Annotated in this window: 15 protein-coding genes; 7 read left to right on the plus strand and 8 right to left on the minus strand. The window is 66.5% G+C overall.

Going from position 1 to position 17,282, the window contains the following annotated elements:
• Positions 1-38 precede the first annotated feature (38 nt).
• From ACQY46_RS07305 to ACQY46_RS07320, 4 genes are all read left to right on the plus strand, one after another.
• Positions 39-848, plus strand: a complete 810-nt coding sequence (locus ACQY46_RS07305; RefSeq protein WP_428699596.1) for a class II aldolase/adducin family protein — start codon at positions 39-41, stop codon at positions 846-848.
• 54 nt (positions 849-902) lie between these two features.
• Positions 903-1,829, plus strand: coding sequence for a Pnap_2097 family protein (locus ACQY46_RS07310; RefSeq protein WP_428699597.1), 927 nt, complete (start codon positions 903-905; stop codon positions 1,827-1,829).
• A 254-nt stretch (positions 1,830-2,083) separates the two neighbouring features.
• Positions 2,084-5,068 carry an AMP-binding protein gene (locus tag ACQY46_RS07315; RefSeq protein WP_428699598.1) on the plus strand — a complete coding sequence of 995 codons (2,985 nt, stop codon included), beginning with the start codon at positions 2,084-2,086 and terminating at the stop codon, positions 5,066-5,068.
• On the plus strand, positions 5,046-5,954 hold the full coding sequence (locus tag ACQY46_RS07320; RefSeq protein WP_428699599.1) for a 4'-phosphopantetheinyl transferase family protein: 909 nt from the start codon (positions 5,046-5,048) through the stop codon (positions 5,952-5,954). Before ACQY46_RS07315 ends, ACQY46_RS07320 begins: the two co-directional genes overlap by 23 nt.
• Positions 5,955-6,029: 75 nt before the next feature.
• Here ACQY46_RS07320 and ACQY46_RS07325 read toward each other — a convergent pair whose 3' ends face one another.
• The 7 genes from ACQY46_RS07325 to ACQY46_RS07355 form a co-directional block, all read right to left on the minus strand.
• The gene (locus ACQY46_RS07325; RefSeq protein ID WP_428699600.1) at positions 6,030-6,965 is read right to left on the minus strand and encodes a sugar ABC transporter substrate-binding protein; all 936 of its coding nucleotides are present in this window, start codon (positions 6,963-6,965) and stop codon (positions 6,030-6,032) included.
• Between the two features lie 27 nt (positions 6,966-6,992).
• On the minus strand, positions 6,993-7,958 hold the full coding sequence (locus tag ACQY46_RS07330; RefSeq protein WP_428699601.1) for an ABC transporter permease: 966 nt from the start codon (positions 7,956-7,958) through the stop codon (positions 6,993-6,995).
• Entirely contained in the window at positions 7,955-8,953 is a 999-nt protein-coding gene (locus tag ACQY46_RS07335) for an ABC transporter permease (protein ID WP_428699602.1), read from the minus strand. The genes ACQY46_RS07330 and ACQY46_RS07335 overlap by 4 nt, the downstream gene beginning before the upstream one ends.
• A complete protein-coding gene (locus tag ACQY46_RS07340; RefSeq protein WP_428699603.1) occupies positions 8,950-10,449 on the minus strand; it encodes a sugar ABC transporter ATP-binding protein in 1,500 nt (499 codons plus the stop codon). The genes ACQY46_RS07335 and ACQY46_RS07340 overlap by 4 nt, the downstream gene beginning before the upstream one ends.
• Positions 10,450-10,579: 130 nt before the next feature.
• Positions 10,580-11,449: an amidohydrolase family protein gene (locus ACQY46_RS07345; protein WP_428699604.1), complete on the minus strand. Its 870-nt coding sequence runs from the start codon at positions 11,447-11,449 to the stop codon at positions 10,580-10,582.
• A gap of 9 nt (positions 11,450-11,458) precedes the next feature.
• On the minus strand, positions 11,459-12,304 hold the full coding sequence (locus ACQY46_RS07350) for a fumarylacetoacetate hydrolase family protein (protein ID WP_428699605.1): 846 nt from the start codon (positions 12,302-12,304) through the stop codon (positions 11,459-11,461).
• 52 nt (positions 12,305-12,356) lie between these two features.
• Positions 12,357-13,103, minus strand: coding sequence for an SDR family NAD(P)-dependent oxidoreductase (locus ACQY46_RS07355; RefSeq protein WP_428699606.1), 747 nt, complete (start codon positions 13,101-13,103; stop codon positions 12,357-12,359).
• A gap of 209 nt (positions 13,104-13,312) precedes the next feature.
• On the opposite strand from ACQY46_RS07355, the gene ACQY46_RS07360 reads away from it, so the two are divergent.
• Both ACQY46_RS07360 and ACQY46_RS07365 read left to right on the plus strand, forming a co-directional pair.
• Positions 13,313-14,053 carry a GntR family transcriptional regulator gene (locus tag ACQY46_RS07360; protein ID WP_428699607.1) on the plus strand — a complete coding sequence of 247 codons (741 nt, stop codon included), beginning with the start codon at positions 13,313-13,315 and terminating at the stop codon, positions 14,051-14,053.
• An 85-nt stretch (positions 14,054-14,138) separates the two neighbouring features.
• Positions 14,139-15,155 carry an aldo/keto reductase gene (locus tag ACQY46_RS07365; protein ID WP_428699608.1) on the plus strand — a complete coding sequence of 339 codons (1,017 nt, stop codon included), beginning with the start codon at positions 14,139-14,141 and terminating at the stop codon, positions 15,153-15,155.
• Between the two features lie 60 nt (positions 15,156-15,215).
• Here the strand turns inward: ACQY46_RS07365 and ACQY46_RS07370 are convergent, their stop codons facing one another.
• A complete protein-coding gene (locus ACQY46_RS07370) occupies positions 15,216-16,727 on the minus strand; it encodes a UxaA family hydrolase (protein ID WP_428699609.1) in 1,512 nt (503 codons plus the stop codon).
• A gap of 153 nt (positions 16,728-16,880) precedes the next feature.
• On the opposite strand from ACQY46_RS07370, the gene ACQY46_RS07375 reads away from it, so the two are divergent.
• A complete protein-coding gene (locus ACQY46_RS07375; protein WP_428699610.1) occupies positions 16,881-17,210 on the plus strand; it encodes an L-rhamnose mutarotase in 330 nt (109 codons plus the stop codon).
• Positions 17,211-17,282: the final 72 nt, after the last annotated feature.

The raw sequence follows: 17,282 nt of genomic DNA on the forward strand, positions 1-17,282 counted from the left end.
CTCTTCCCGGTCCTGCCCCATCTGATCGGAAGAAGACCATGCTGAAGACAGTATCGAACCAGACCGCCGGCCATTCGGACGCAGACGAGCACCAGGAGGAGGCGCTGCTGCGCGTCCAGCTTGCCGAGTTCTATCATCTCGTCGCCTATCTCGGCTGGACGGAGATGATCTTCAATCACATCTCCCTGCGGGTCCCCGGCCCGGAGGGACACTACCTGGTCAATCCCTTCGGCCTCCACTACGAGGAGGTGACGCCGGACAACCTGGTCAAGGTCGATATCGAGGGCAATCTCGTGGGGACGTCGGACCATCCGCCGAACCGCACCGGCTTCGCCCTGCATGGGGCGATTCACGAGGCGCGTGACGACATCCACTGCATCGCCCACACGCATACGACGCCGATCTCCGCGATTGCGCTGAAGGAAGACGGCTTCACCTATGACGACTTCTACGGGGCGCAGCTCTACGGCCGGGTCGGCTATCACGCCTTCGAGGGCGTGACGGTCTTCGCCGAAGAGCGGCCGCGAATGATCGCCAGCCTTGGCGACAGGAACGTGCTCGTGCTGCGCAACCACGGCATCGCGGTTGGCGAGCGCGACGTGCCGCGTACCTTCTGGCTGCTCTATACCGCGCAGCGCGCAGCCGAGATCCAGTGCCAGGCCGGCATGCTGCCGGGGGGCAACACCGGTCTCGGTGTGGACGTGCGCGAACGCTGCTCGCAGGTCGCGGAGGAACTCATTGCCGGCGATGCCTTCGCCGCCAAGCTCTTCGACGCGATGATGCGCAAGGTCCGGCGCGACAGGGGTCCCCTTTGGGCCGGAGACACCGCGCCCGACCGGCTGCGGTAACGCCTGAGAAACGCGCCTGCCGCGCGTTTTCGTAAGATTGGGGAGGTTCGTCCCGTGTCACTTGCAGAGAACAGCACAGGCCAGGCGCGCCGGGAGCGGCTGGGCGTCTGGGCCAGCAGCTTCCGCGTGCAGCTTGGCATGCCGCATCTGGCCTTCAGCGGCCTGTCCGAGGCATGGCTCCTGAAGGAGCTGGGGCATCGCCACTGGATGCAGCTCGCGCGCATGGCCGCATCCGGACTGCCGGACTTCTACGACGCGGCCGGCAACATCGTCTACGCGGCGTTCCGCTCCGTGCAGATCGAGGATGCCCGCTTCGATCTGGCCAAGGAGAACGACACGCTCGTCATCCGCTCTAACCTGGTGCGGATCTCGCGCACGCAGGTGCAGAGCGAGCACCGCCTGACCGTCGGCGGCGCCGCGATCGGGACCATCCGGATGGTGTCCGTCTTCGTGCATCGCAACGGCAAGTCGTCGAACCGCTCGGTGGTCCGGGTCGAGATCCAGGGCCTGCCGCCGATTTCGCAGGCGCACAAGTCGGCGCTGGTCAGGCCATCCATCGAAGGAACGATCTGGGACACGGAGGCCGTTGAGACCGCGGGCCGCCGGCCGCAGGTTTTCTTCCCGTGCCCCTCGCAGGATTTCAACGGCGCGGGCTTTCTCTACTTTGCCAATGTGCCGGCCTTCGTGGACCGGGCGGAATGGAATGTCGATCAGGACTTCGCCCGCAATGCCGTCACCCGCTGGCGGCGTGTCACCTATCTCGCCAACATCGATCCCGGCGAGGCGATTTCGATCGAGGTGGTCGATTTAGAGCGCAGCCCCGTCCTGTGGCGGCACAAATGCCGCGTCACCCGCGCCACCGATGGCAAGCACATGGCCGATGTCCTCACCGTGCGGAGCCGGGTGGAGGTTGCCGGCTCCAGGCGGGTCGCGGCTCCCCGCGAAGTCGACTGTGTCGGCGGCCCCGACTGTCCCGGATAGCAGTCCGGACCCCGAAGCCGGCTGAATGCCAGACAGATGGTTCCATGAAACGGCAACGCATGCGCGGATTTTACACCCCGTTGGGCTCGTGATATCCGACATGATCGCCTCTTGCTGGAGCAAGCGGGGATCTTTGTAAGTATATTTTACAGTGAGCGCATGTCGAAGTGACCATTTTTCAGAAACGCATGCCTTCCTCCGCGCAGTATCGGTCTTCGTCGACAGGCCCCGATTGCGATGACGAGGGCAAATTCATGGGATTTTCGGTGCTGCGGCGGATCGAGGAGACCGCCCTGGCGCATGGCGACCTCATCGCAATGGAGGAGGGAGAGCGACGTCTCTCCTATGCCGGACTTGTCGAATGCATCCGCCATGTTGGACGGCAGGGGCTGGCGATGCCGGGTCCGGGGCTTGTCGGCGTCAACGGGCGGCCGTCGATCGAGGCCGGTATCGGCATCCTGGCGGCGATGGCGTCGGGCGACGTCGCCGTACCGGTCGACGAACGGCTGCCGCCCGCGCGCCAGCAGGCACTGCTCGACTGGTGCGATGTCGCGCAGGACCGTGGCGCGGTCTCCGCGATCCTGGCGGATCTGGCCTGCGGGGCCAAGGCTCCCGGCGCAGCGGCAAGTGTCGTTGCCGCCCGCACCGAGCGGCAACCGGCCTATGTCACCTTCACCTCTGGCACGACCGGCAAGCCCAAGGCCATTGAGGGAACGATTGAGGGCATCGACCATTTCATGGCCTGGCAGTCGCGCCTGGTCGGCACGTGGATCGACCGCCCCCGCGTCTCCTGGCTGACGCCGCTCTCCTTCGACGTCATGTATCGGGACCTGCTGCTGCCGCTCTGCACGCAAGGGACGCTGGTCATTCCGGACGGCAAAGCCGGGTTCAACATCGCCTCCGGCTGGAACTGGCTGATCGGGCAGGATATCGACATCGCCCATGTGGTGCCCTCGATCATGGGGGCCTGGCTTGCCGGCGGCGACCTGCCGCCGCTTCCCGCTGCCGCTCTGTTCTTTGCCGGCGAACCGCTGAAGCGGCATCTGGTCGATGACCTGAAGTCTCGCTACGCGGGCCGCATCTACAATCTCTACGGTCCTTCCGAAACGACGATGGCCAAGTTCTGCCGCCGCGTCGATGACGGCTGCCCGACACCTGGCGGGCTCTATCCGGTCGGCCGGCCGATTGACGAAGCGGTCGCCTATGAGCTGGCAAAAGATGGCGAGGTCGTCATTCGCTCGCCCTTCCTCGCCAATGGCTACCGGCAGAAGGATGGCACGGTGACGCCCTTTCCTGACGCCTCGCCGGGCTGGCGCGCCTATGCGACGGGCGACCGGGGCGAGGTGATCGACGGCGAGCTCTACCTGCTCGGCCGGATCGACGGCCAGATGAAGGTCAACGGCATCCGCATCGAGGCCGGTGAGGTCGAGCGGCTGGCGGAAGGCTGCGTCGGGGTCGCGCGCGCCGTCGTCGTCAAGCTGGCGCCGCCCGAGGCTCCGCTTGAGACGCTGGCGTTGTTCCATCAGGGCGACAAGGTTTGCGAGGCAACGTTGCGCGCGCATCTCGCCGATAACCTGCACCCGGCCGTGGTGCCGACCCTTTACGGCGCCCTTGGCAGTTTCCCCGTCACCATTAACGGCAAGGTCGACCGCGTGGCGCTCGTCGCGCTGGCGCTTGAGCGGCTTGCCGCACCTGCCGGAGAGGACACGGAGGCGGAAGGGGAGCGCGAGGCGCCCCCCGGCGCGGCCGCAAGCCATGTCCAGGCGGTGATCTCGAAGGTGCTGCGGCGCCCTTGCGGCCTCGACACGGACTTCGTCAGCATCGGCGGCAACTCGCTGATGTCCGGCCTGATCGCGCTGGAACTGGAAGCCTCTTTCGGCATCTCGCTCCCGCAGGACCTGTTCTACCGGTCCGGGACGCCGCGTGCGATCGCCGGCTGGCTGGAGTGCAACGGCGGTGTTTACAGACCGCCGGTGGACGAGGCGAAGGGCCGGCCGGCGCGCCCGGAGCAGGGCCGGGACTGGCCGCTGACCAGCCGTCAGCGAACCATCTACAACATCTTCTGCACGAAGGCGGTCGGCGCCGCCATCAACATGACCTTGCAAATGCCGGTTGCGGCGGGCGCGCCCGAGCGGATCCGCGAGGCGGTGTCGCAGGTCGTCGCCGGCAACGACTGTTTCCACCTCCGCTTCCGCCAGGGGACGGACGGCCTGCGCCAGTATTTCGTGCCGACCCGGTGCGAGGCGGACGATTTCGAGGAGGTCGCCGCGCGGGAAGCGGATTTCGACCGGCTGGCCACGGCCTTTTGCGAGCGGGCCTTCGACATAGAGACCGAGCGCCCCTTTCGTCTGCTGCTGCTGAGCGCACCCTCCGGCGCCGGGCGTCTCGTCCTGTCGATGCATCACCTGATCAGCGACGGCATGTCGCGTGAATACATCCGGCGCGACATCGAGGACGGGCTGAAAGGCGTGCCCGTCGCGCCGCGCACGCCCTTCAGCTCGGTGCTGGCGCTCCAGTGCGGCGAGAAATCCGGCTCGGCGGCTCACTGGTTGAGACATATCCGGGATGCGCCGCCGATGAAGCGGTTCATCGCCGGGCCCGACAGGCACGACATGTCCGGCCGCTCGCTGACCGTGCCGCTGGGCTGCGATCACGCGGCCCTCCTTGCCACGGCGAAGGAGATGAAGACCGGCGTCTTCCCTTATCTCATGTCGCATTTCTATCGCGCGATGGCGTGGCATGTCGGTGTCGATGATCTGATCATCCGCGTCACCACCCACGGTCGCTACCGGCCGGAACTGCTCGACACGCTCGGTCTCGTCTTCAGTGCGGTGCCGCTGCGTCTCGATTGCGCGGCAGCGCCGACACGCGAGATCGTCGCGTATCTAGACCGTCTGCTCGACGAGGCGCGGGAGCACCAGGACGTCGGTTTCGAGGACCTGGCAAGACTGATCGGCCAGCCGCCCGACGAGCACATCCACCCGGTCACCGGCATCAGCTTCGCCCTCGACGGCTATGACGTGAGCGAGCGCATGCCCGCCGGCCTGGCGCTGGCGCCCCGGGGCGGGGCGCTTCGCGCCTCGCTGCCGCACGAGATGCTGGCCTTCGCGAGGCCCTATGCCGACGGCTGCGTTCTGAGGTTCCTTTACCGCACCAAGGCGTTTAGCGACGATGATATCCTTGCCATCGTGTCGCGGATGAGAAAGGCGATCGAGGGTGAACTTGCCGCCCGCCAATGACGTTACCAGTGACGCCACCAGTGAAAGCGCCGGCCGTGCCCCGGCCTGGTGCCCTTGGCCCGGTGAAGACCTGGCGCCCGGCAGTCTCTCGGTCTGGCTCTGCCGCGACGCGGAGCCAGACGCGGCCGCTGCCATCGCCGAATGCCGGGATTGCCTGAGCGACGAGGAGCTGGCCCGCATGGCCCGATTCCGCTTTCCTGCTCTGCGGCGGCAGTTCGCCATCGCTCATGGCCTTGTCCGTCATGTTCTCTCGCTCTTCCATCCGCAGGTGGCGCCGCGCGACTGGCGCTTCGACACCGGCGCGCAGGGCAAGCCGGAGGTCGCCGCCGGCCTGCCGCGTATCGGCTTCAACCTGTCGCACGCTGAGGGGCTTGTCGCGCTTGCGGTTGCGCATGACGAGACCGGGGTTTTTAGCGGCGATCCGGTCGGCGTGGATGTCGAACAGGCCGCCCGCAACATCGGTCCCGGCATCGCGCGGCGCTATTTTGCACCCGAGGAAGTGGCGGATCTGGAAGCCTTGCCTGAACCGGAACAGCGCGACCGCTTCTTCGCTCTCTGGAGCCTGAAGGAGAGCTACATCAAGGCAACGGGCTTTGGTCTGTCACTGCCGCTGGACAGCTTTTCCTTCGCCTTCGGCACACCGGATAGCGTTTCCTTCCGACACCATCCCGATCGCCTTCCGGCAGGCTTTGGCACGGACGGTTTCACCCCGCTCTTCTGGCAGACGATGCTGTCCTCGCCGGCAGGCGAACGTCATTCGCTCGCGCTGTGTGCGGGAGCCGGGAACTGCCCGGACGACAACGGTATCGCGGTCTTCGAGGCCGTTCCGGGGCGCGCCGTTCGCCGCCTTGCCCCGATCTGGGACAGGTGCCCGGTCGCGGTCTGACCACAGGAACGTAAAACACAACGGGCCCGGCAGCGCTGCCGGGCCCGTTTTCCTTTGCCAGTGGCCTCGAAAGGCTCAGAACGCCGGTTCGACGCTGTCGACATTCTCGATGGTCACCACCGTCAGAGGGATCGGGCGGCGGGCCTCCACCTCCTTGCCCTCGAGGATCTCGGCGATGGTCTCGATCGCCAGGCGCCCGTCCTCCACCGGAGACTGCACGATGGTCGAATACATCTCGCCGGACTTGATCGAGGCGAAAGCATCTTTCTGGCCGTTGATGCCGACGATGGGCGGTGTCGGCTTGCCGGGATTGGCCTCCTTCCAGGCATCGATGAAGCCGCGCGCCATCGTGTCGTCATTGGCGTAGACGCCGTCAATCCTGTCGCCGAAGCGGGTGATCAGGTCGCGGCTCACGACCAGCGCCTTCTGCTGGTCGAAATCGGCATTGACCGTGTCCAGCACCTCGATCTTGCTGCCGATTTCGGCGAGCCGGTCGACGAAACCGCCGACGCGGCCGATGGTCGTGCCGTTACCGGCCTGTCCGGCGATGACGATGACGGAACCTTTACCGCCAAGCGCGCCGTTCAGCGAGTCTGCCGCCATCTCGCCTTCCTCGTAGACGTCCGGTCCCGTGAACGACTTGATGAACTGGTTGGCCTGTTCGTCCATCGGCGAGTTGATCAGAATCGCCGGGATCCCGGCCTGCTGGGCGCGGGCAAGGCCGGGGATATAGGCCTGCGGATCGAGCGGCCAGAGAATGATCCCGTCGACGCTGCGCGCAATGCAGGTGCCGAGCTGTTCGGTGCCGGTCTGCACGTCGAAATTCTGGCTGAGCGTGATCATCTCGATGCCCAGTTCCTTGGCGCGTGCCTCCAGCGCCTCGTTGGCGGGGGTCGCGTACGCGTGAGCGTCGGCCGCTGTCACGTAACAGACGGTTTTGGCCTGCGCCCAACTGGCGGATGCCAGTAGCGCCAGCGTTCCGACAAGCAATCCATGTTTCCAGTTGGCCATCGTCTCCTCCTTCGAATGGCTAGAAAGTCAGTGCGCGCTGCCTGTTGCGGCATGGCTGCGGTGAGCGGGCCGCATCGTGCGGTCCAGAACGACAAGCAGGATCAGAATGCAGCCGGCGACGACCTGCTGGACGTAGGCGGGCACCGACTGGAACTCCATCGCGGTGGTCAGCGAGGCGATGGTCAGCACGCCGCCCAGTGTGCCAAGCGCCGAGCCGCGTCCTCCCTCGATGCGGGTGCCGCCGACGACGACGGCCGCGATCACGGCGACAAGCAGCTCCGAGCCGAAGACCGGCGAGCCCGTGTTGGTGGTCAGGCTTTGCAGCACCCCGGCGAGACCGGCGAACAGGCCGGCGAAGACGAAGCCGAGGAACACGGTCCGGCCGGGCGAAATGCCGCTTGCCTCCGCCGCCTCGGCGTTCGAGCCGACCGCGAACAGGTTGCGGCCGGCGACGGTCCGGGTCAGCCAGACATGCAGGAGCAGCACTGCGCCGATGAACAGCGCGCTGCGCAGGGTGAAGACGCCCAGATAGATTTTCGAGAGGGACACCGACAGCATGATGTCGGTGCCGGGTACCGGCTGGCTGTCCGTGAGCCAGTGGGCGGCCGAGCGGAAGATCAGCATGGTGGCGAGGGTCGCGACCAGCGGGTTCACCCGGAAGGCGACGACGAGCACCCCGTTGACGGCGCCCGCCGCCGCACCGGCGATGAGCCCGGCCACCGCCGCCGGCCAGATGCCGAGGCTCGGTTGCAGCATCACCGCGACGATCCCGGCAAGCGCGAAGGTCGAGCCGACGGAAAGGTCGATCTGCCGGGCGATGAGCAGCACCGTCATGCCGATGGCGATGAGGCCGACCGTCGCGCCCCGGTCGAGACCGAGGCTCAGCGTGGTCGCCCCGAGGAACCCCGGCACCAGCAGGGACGCTAGCACAAGCGTCAGCCCGAGGATGACGGCGACGCGGAACCGGACGAGGGTGGAAAGCAGGCCCATCATGCGCCTCCCCGGCGGCGAAGCGCGACATCGAGCGCCACAGCGCCGGCAATAAGCAGGCCGAGCACGAGGCCCTGGACCGGGGTTCGCACCCCTTGCAGCACCATCACGTTGGTCAGCAGTTGCACGAAGACGAGGCCGGCTATGGCGCGTGGCACGGAGCCGGCGCCGCCCATGATCGAGACGCCGCCGACCACGACGGCGGTGATCGCGCTGAACTCGTAGCCGGTGCCGACCAGTGGCCGCGCGCTTTGCAGGGTCAGGCCGAGCAGGGCCCCGCTCAGGCCCGAGCAGAGCCCGGTGATGACGAAGGCACCGGCCTTGACCGCCCGGACCGGCACGGCGGCGGCTTCCGCGGCCTTCTGGTTGCCGCCCGTGGCGAAGGTCCAGCGGCCCCACCAGGAGCGCGCCAGCAGGAAGTTTCCGGCAATGGCGACGGCGAGAAAGATCAGCACAATGGCGGGAATGCCGAACAGGCGGCTCTTCACCAGCATCGCCGTGTCGGGGTTGGTGCCGTAGACGATGACGCCGCCGACGGCGGCCTGGACGATGCCGAGCACGATGGTGCCGACGCCGAGCGTCGCGATGATCGGATTGATGCCGACATACCCGATCAGAACGCCGCTCACGAGGCCGCACAACCCGGCCAGCCCGATGGCCGCGACAAAGGCGGGAACCGGGCCGATCACCGGCTGCAGCGCCAGCGAGAGAATGGCGCCGCAGGCGATCGTTGCAGGCACGGAGAGGTCGGCGAGCCCGCCAACCACCAGCACGAAGGTCATGCCGACGACGACGATGCCGATGATTGCCATCGAGGTCATCACGTTGATCAGGTTGCCGGTGGTGAAGAAGACCGGACTGACGGCGCTGCCATAGGCGATCACCGCCAGGATGGCGATGCCGAGCCCGGCCCGCGCGAGCAGCGCGGCCAGTCGGCCGTCCTTGCTGAAGCGCGCGCTGCCGGCCTCCTGTCGCATGGTTGCCGATACGTCCGTCATGCCGCTTCCTCTCCCGTGGCAAGCGCCATGATCCGTTCCTCGCTGAGGCGATCGCGCGCCACCGGCGGCGAGGCGCGGCCGTCGCGCATCACCACCACTCGGTCGCACACGCCAAGCACCTCCGGCAGTTCCGACGAGATCATCACGACCGCCATGCCGCCGGCGACGAGTTCGCCGATGATGCGATGGATCTCCGCCTTGGCGCCGACATCGACACCGCGTGTGGGTTCGTCGAGGATCAGCACGGAAGGGCTCGTCGACAGCCAGCGCGCGATCACTGCCTTCTGCTGGTTGCCGCCCGAAAGCTGTTCGATGCGGCGCTCGGGGTCGGGCGGGGCAATGGCGAAGTCGCGCGTGTATCGTGCCGCCAGCCGGCGGTCGGCGCTCATGCTGACGCGCCCCAGGCGTGACAGCCGTCGCAGCACCGGCAGGCTGATGTTTTCCCGAACGCTCATCGAGGGGATGATGCCGCTGTCCTTGCGGTCTTCCGGCACATAGGCGATGCCGGCCTTCACCGCCGCCGCCGGCGAGGTGATCGCGGCCGCCATGCCGTTGATCTCGATCCGTCCCTCGCTTGCCGGGGCAAGCCCGAAAATCGCCCTTGCGAGCTCCGTGCGTCCCGCTCCGACAAGACCGGTCAGGCCGAGGATTTCGCCGGCGCGGACCTCGAAGCTGATGTCGTGGAAGTCGCGTCCGTCGCCGAGGCCGACGAGTTTCAGAACCGGGGCGCCGATCTGCGAGGGTGTCTTCGGAAAGACGTTGGTGACCTCGCGCCCGACCATGAGGCGGATCATCTCCGCCGCGGTGAGGCCGGCGGCCGGCCTTGTGTCGATCAGGCAGCCGTCGCGCAGGACAGTCACGTCGTCGGCGATCTCCAGCACTTCCTTCAGGCGGTGGCTGATATAGATGATCGCGATCCCGGCCGCCTTCATCGTCCGCAGGATGCGGAACAGCGCCGCGGTCTCGTGTTCGCTGAGGCTGGAGGTCGGCTCGTCCAGGACAATGATGCGCGGGCCGGCCGAATAGGCCTTGGCGATCTCCACGAGCTGCTGCTGGCTGATCGACAGGTCGCCCAGCCGCACCTCAGGGTCGATGGCCGCACCCAGTTCCTCCAGAATGGCTTTGGTGTCGCGCAGCATCGCAGCGCGGTCGACGAAGCCCCGCCGCCGGGGCATCCGGCCGAGATAGACGTTTTCCGCGACACTGAGGTCCGGCACCAGGTTCAACTCCTGATGCACCATCCGGATGCCCAGCTTCTGCGCGTCTGCCGGCCTGCGCATGCGCACTTCCGCGCCGTCGACTTCCGTCGTTCCCGCGCTGGGCAGGTAGGCGCCGCTCAGGATCTTCATCAAGGTGGACTTGCCGGCGCCGTTTTCGCCGACAATGGCGTGGACCCGGCCGTATTCCGCGCAAAGGCTGACATCGGAGAGCGCCTTGACGCCCGGAAACGTCTTGCTGATGCCCCGCATGCGCAAGGCGCTGCCGGATGCGGCCATGTCCTCCCTCCCGGTTCCGTGTCCCGCCGCCGCTGGTCTGTCGCCGCTTCCGCCGGATGGATAACCAATCTATTACACTAATATAATAATGAGCGCAAGACTGGACCTGTCTCCACTCTTGCGGCGTGACCTATCCTTCCAGGCCGTAGAAACGTGCGGCATTCGAGCCGTAGACCCCGGCACGCTCGGCGTCGGAAAGCTTGTCGTCGAGCACCGTGCGCAGGGCACCGAGAACCTCGGCATAGCTGCCGGCCAGCAGGCAGACCGGCCAGTCGCTTCCGAACATCAGCCGCCGCGTACCGAAGACCTTCAGGGCATGGTCGACATAGGGTTCGAGGTCTGCCGGTCTCCACGTCTTGTGGTCGGCCTCGGTGATCATCCCGGAGAGCTTGCAATGGACATTGGGCAGGGCGGCGAGGCGCGCTATTTCCCTCGCCCAGTCGTCGAATTCCCGCGCCGCGATCGCCGGCTTCGACAGGTGGTCGACGACGGCCTTGAGCTGCGGAACGGCCTCCAGCGCGCGTGTGACGTTGGCAAGGTGCCGGGGGAAACCCAGCACGTCGAAGGCAACCCCGCGTTCGGCCATGCGGGCGAGATTGTCCATGACGCGTGGCCGCAGGATATAGCCATCGTCGTCGAGGTCCTGCAGCATCGGGCGCAGGCCGACGAATTTCGGCCGCGCCATCAGCCGATCCAGCTTGCCGGCGAAACCGGCGTCCTCCATGTCGAGCCAACCGACCACCCCGGCGACGAAACCGGCCTCGTCTGCGAGGTCGAGGAGGAAGTCCGTCTCGGCCTCGCTTTGCGCGGCCTGCACCACCACCGTCCTGTCGACGCCGGCCCTGCGCAGCAGCGGGGCGAGGTCTTCGGGCAGGTAGTCGCGGCGGAGCGGGGCTCCCGTCTCCGCCGTCATCCAGTGATAGTCGCCGCGCGCCACCCGCCAGAAATGGTGGTGGGCGTCGATGACCGGGGAGAGCTTCGGTTTCGGGCTGGAGGACATCGGCATGCCTCAGGCGTCGGCGTGCACGGACTGCTTCTGGGAACCCAGCCCCTCGATCTCCAGTTCGACCACGTCGCCCGCCTTCAGGTAGCGCGGCGGCTTCATGCCCATGCCGACGCCCGGAGGCGTGCCGGTGGAGATGACATCGCCGGGTTGCAGCGACATGAATTGCGACAGGTAGGAGACCAGGAATGCGACGCCGTAGACCATCGTCTTCGTCGAGCCGTCCTGCATCGTCTCGCCGTTGACGCTGAGCCGCATGGCAAGGTTCTGCGGGTCGGCGATCTCGTCGCGCGTCACCAGCCAGGGGCCGAGCGGCCCGAACGTGTCGCAGCTCTTGCCCTTGGTCCACTGGCCCTGGCGTTCCGTCTGGAAGGCGCGCTCGGACACGTCATGGGCAACGCAATAGCCGGCGACATGGTCGAGCGCGTCGGCCTCGCTCACATACTTCGCCGTCTTGCCGATGACGACGCCGAGCTCGACCTCCCAGTCGGTCCTGGTCGAGCCGCGCGGGATCAGCACGTCGTCATTGGGGCCGGTGATGGCCGACGTCGCCTTCATGAAGACGACGGGCTCGCTCGGCACGGGCATGCCCGATTCCGCCGCGTGGTCCGCGTAGTTGAGGCCGATGCAGATGAACTTGCCGGTGCCGGCGACGCAAGGGCCGAGCCGCGGATTGCCGCCGACAAGCGGCAGCGCCGCCGTGTCGAGCGCTGCAAGCTTCGCCAGCGCGTCGGGGTGGATGTGTTCGCCGCCCACGTCGCCGATCACGCCGGACAGGTCGCGGATCTTGCCGTCCGCATCGAGGATGCCGGGTTTTTCGTTGCCTGCCTCGCCATGGCGCAGAAGCTTCATGTCATGTCTCCGAAAAAGTTGGGAAGATGGGGAAGGGGGAGCGAGAAGGGGGTCAGTAGGTGGCGCGTCCGCCCGACAGGTCGAACACGGCGCCTGTGGTGAAGCTGTTTTCCTTCGAGACGAGCCAGGCGACCATGTTGGCCGCCTCGTCCACCTCCAGGAAGCGTCCGCGCGGGATCTTCGAGAGCATGTAGTCGATATGCTCCTGGCTCATCTGGTCGAAGATCGGCGTGCGCGCGGCCGCCGGCGTCACGCAATTGACCGCGATGTCCTGGCCGGCAAGCTCCTTGCCCAGCGACTTGGTCAGGCCGATCACCGCCGCCTTGGAGGCGGAATAGGCGGAGGCGTTGGGATTGCCCTCCTTGCCGGCGATCGAGGCGACATTGACGATGCGGCCGTAGCCCTTGGCCTTCATCGAGGGGACGACGGCGCGGTTGACGTGGAACGTGCCGTTCAGGTTGATGTCGACCACACGCCGCCAGTCTTCCAGCGGATAATCCTCGAGCCGGTGATTGGGACCGGCGATGCCGGCCGAGTTGACGAGGATCGAAACCGGGCCGAGGCGCGCCTCGGTCTCGCGATGCGCGGCGACGACTGCCTCCGCGTCCGTGATGTCGACGACGGTGCTTTCGACGCTGCTGCCCAGGTCCGCGCACGCCGCCGCCAGGCGGTCGCCATTCATGTCCCAGAGGCTGACTTTGGCGCCGGACGCCAGGATGCGCCGGGCGAAGGCCAGTCCGAGCCCTTGCGCGCCGCCCGTGATGACAGCCGACTGGCCGCCCAGATCAATCGTGTTCACCTTGGAATTTCCTCCTGTTGCAGGACCGCGCCGCCGCCGGCCATCTCTTCGCGGCCCGTACGCATTGCGGATTGCCGTTTTATGTTACACTAGTATAATAATAGAGTGAACAAGGATGACGCCCGCGATTTGATTGACGCATGCTATTTTTCGCGACAATCCGAGGTCAATCGGTCAAGACGGCCGCGGACAAAGTGGGGTTTTGGAACATGGCTGCGAAAATGCGGGAAGAGGCGGACAAGCTCAAGCTCTCGGGGTTCCTGGACGGCGTGACGCTCAACCGCACCATTCCCCTGCGCGACCAGGTCTATGCCCTTGTGCGCAAGGCGATCGTCATCGGCAAGCTGGAGCCGGGCGCCCCGATCAACGAGATCGAGATCGCCAACAAGCTCGGCATCTCGCGCACGCCGGTTCGCGAGGCGGTGAAGAAGGTCAGCGACGAGGGGTTGATCGAGGTTTTCGCCCAGCATGGCACATTCGTCTCCGCGATCAGCCGCAAGCAGGTCGAGGAGGCCTATATCATCCGCATCGCGCTGGAGCTGGAGAGCATCAAGCGGGCGGCGCTGGTCATCGAGCCCTCCCAGATCCACGATCTGGAGGACATCATCCACGCCCAGGAAGTTGCCGTGAAGCGCGAGCGATACGACGAGGCGATTGCCCGCGACGACGACCTGCATCGCTATATCGCCGAGGTGAACGGGCTCAGCATGCTGTGGAAGGCGGTCGACGTCTCCAAGGCGCAGATGGACCGCTGCCGTCTGCGCACCATTCCCTCGCCGGGCGCCGCCCAGGAAACCATCGCCCAGCATCGCGCCATCCTGGCGGCGCTGGCAAACCGCGACCAGGAAGGCGCCATGACCGCCCTGCGCGAGCATCTGGAGACCTCCCTGCGCAACACGCTGGCCTATCTCGACACCGAGCCCGACAGCCGCGCCGCGTCGCCCGCCTGATCCGCGTGCCGGCTGGTCGTCCAGCGGATTGCGTTTGCCGCGCCGCAAAACGCCAAGATCACCAGACCGGGGAGAGAGACAGGCCGTGAAGGTTTCCGATCGCAGGATATTGAAAAGAACCGGCCTCGAGGTGACCGCGCTCGGTCTGGGATGCGCCGCCTTTGGCGGTCTCTACCGGTCCGCCGATGCGTCGCAGGCACTGGCCACGCTCGCCGCCGCCTGGGAGGCGGGTATTCGTCATTTCGACGTGGCACCCATGTACGGGCTGGGCCGGGCGGAGCACCTTCTCGGCCATTTCCTGCGGGAGGAGGCCGGCGACAGCGGCGAGGCCGTGGTCAGCACCAAGGCGGGACGGCTGATGGCGCGCGCGCGCCCCGGCCGCGACCTGCCGCCGCCGGTGCCCGCCAATCCCTTCGATTCCGGTTGGCGCAACGGCCTGCGGTTCCAGGAGATCTTCGACTACGGCTATGACGGCATCATGCGCAGCTTCGACGACAGCCAGCAGCGCATGGGCCGACCGGAGATCGACCTCCTCTTCGTCCATGACATTGGCCGCGTCACTCATGGCGAGCGGCATGACGGCCATTGGGACGCGCTTGTGACCGGCGGCTTCAGGGCGCTTGCGGAACTGCGTGCGGCCGGGCTGATCAAGGGGCTCGGGCTCGGCGTCAACGAGGCGGAGGCGATCGACGCGGCCATGGACGAGGCCGATCTCGATTGCTGCCTGCTCGCCGGCCGATACACGCTGCTCGACCGCAGCGGGGCGGCGCTCCTCGACAAGGCGAAGGCCCGCGACGTCGCGATCGTCATGGGCGGTGTCTACAATTCGGGAATTCTGGCGTCGGCAACCGGCGGCGACCGCAAGTTCAACTATACTGATGCCCCGCCTGAAATCCTGCGCAAGGTCGACAGGCTTGCCGCGATCTGCGCCCGCTTTGAGGTGCCGCTCGGCGCGGCGGCGATCCGTTTCCCGTTGCGCAACCCGGCGGTCGCCTCCGTCCTCGTCGGCGCGCGAAGCCCACAGGATGTCGCGACCAGCGTCGACTGGTTCGAGCGCGACATTCCCGATGAATTGTGGAGCGCCCTGGAGGCGGTCGAATAGCAGGCGCGGCAGGCGAGGGCCTCCCGGTCCGGTGCGGCCGGGCCTCGCGACTGCGGGGAATTACATTGTTGCGCCGACCTGCCAGGGCACGAACTCGCTGTCGCCATAACCGAGCGCTTCCGATTTGGTCCGCTCGCCCGAGGCCACTGCAAGAACCCGTTGCAGGATTTCCTCGCCCTTGTCGGCGAGGCTGACGCCGTCGAGGATGTCGCCGCAATTGATGTCCATGTCCTCGTTCATCTGCCCGTAGATATAGGAGTTGGAGGCAAGCTTGATCGAGGGGGTCGGCTTGCAGCCGAAGGCCGAGCCGCGCCCGGTGGTGAAGCACAGGATGTTGGCACCGCCCGCGACCTGACCGGTGGCGGAGACCGGATCGTAGCCGGGCGTGTCCATGAAGACGAGACCCCTCGCATCGACCGCCTCGGCATAGTCGAAGACGCCGGTCAGGTTGGTCGAGCCGCCCTTGGCGGCGGCGCCGAGGGACTTTTCCAGGATGGTGGTGAGCCCGCCCGCCTTGTTGCCCGGCGACGGGTTGTTGTTCATTTCCATGTTGTGGCGGGCGGTGTATTCCTCCCACCAGCGGATCCGTCCGGCCAGCTTCTCGCCGATGGCGGCCTGCTCCGCGCGGCGCATCAGGAGATGTTCGGCGCCGTAGATTTCCGGTGTTTCGGAGAGGATCGCCGTGCCGCCTTCCGCCACCAGCAGGTCGACCGCCATGCCGAGCGCCGGGTTGGCGGTGATGCCGGAATAGCCGTCCGAGCCGCCGCATTGCAGCGCCAGAATCAGTTCCGAGGCGGGTGCCTCGCTGCGCGTCGCCGCATTGGCGACGGGCAGCATCTCCAGCACCGCCTTGACCCCGGCCTCGACGGTCTTGCGCGTGCCGCCGACCTCCTGGATCGTCAGCGTGCGGAACGTGGCGTCTTCCTTGATGCCGTAGGAATTCATCCAGCGCGGGATCTGGAAGGCCTCGCAGCCGAGGCCGACCATCAAGACGCCGCCGATATTGGGATTGGTGGCGAAGCCCCACTGGGTGCGCTTGAGCAGCTCGTATGCCTCGCCATCGACATCGAGACCGCAGCCGGTGCCGTGCACCAGCGAGATGACCCCGTCGACATTGGGATAGTCGTCGAGCACGCCCGAGCGGGTCACCTGGTCGGCGATGAAGCGCGAGGCGCTGGCCGAGCAGTTCACCGATGTGAGGATGGCGATGTAGTTGCGGGTGCCGTACTTGCCGTTCGCGCGCTTGAAGCCCCGGAAGCTGCGCCGCTTGTCCTGCGCCACATAGGCGGTCGGGCGGGCATCGCGACCGAAATCGTAGTCCCGGTCGAAGGCGTGCAGGTAGACATTGTGCTCGTGGACCCAATCGCCCGGCGCGATGTCGTCCCTGGCAAAGCCGATCACCTGTCCGTATTTGACGATGGCCGCATCCCGGACGATCGGCTCGATGGCCATCTTGTGGCCGCGCGGCACCCGTTGCGCCGCGCTGATCCCGCTCGCGATCTCGCCGGGGCTGATGGCCTCGATCGCCACGATGATGTTGTCGGCATCGGTAAGTCTGAGAGCGCGCGTCATTGTGCCGTCGATGTTTCCGCAGTGGCTGCGTCTGGTTGCATTGTTACGCAATATCAATTAAGAATACTAATATAATAATAGGCAATGTCAAGATCGAAGCGCCTGTCTTCGCGCTTGTTTTTGCGTTGTTCCCGCCGCACGGGGAGGGTGTTGATGACCAGAATGGGCATGTGCATAGGCCTGAAGCCGGATGTGGTTGCGCGATACCGCGAACTTCATGCCGCCGTCTGGCCGCAGGTGCTGGCCGCCATCTCGGCCGCCAACATTCGCAACTACTCGATCTTCCTGAAGGAGCCGGAGAACCTGCTCTTCGCCTATTGGGAATATGTCGGCGAGCACTTCGCGCAGGACATGGAGCGGATGAAGCTCGATCCCGCGATGCGCGAATGGTGGAAGATCTGCGACCCGCTGCAGGAGCCGCTTGCAACCCGCCTTGAGGGCGAATGGTGGGCGGCGATGGAGCCGGTGTTTCATCATCCCTGAACACGGTGCCTGAAGAAGGGCGCCGCGCGGCCCCGGCAGGCAGTGTGCCGGGGCCGCGCACGCTGGGACATG

It is taken from the genome of Stappia sp., assembly GCF_965276915.1.
Taxonomy (GTDB): domain Bacteria; phylum Pseudomonadota; class Alphaproteobacteria; order Rhizobiales; family Stappiaceae; genus Stappia.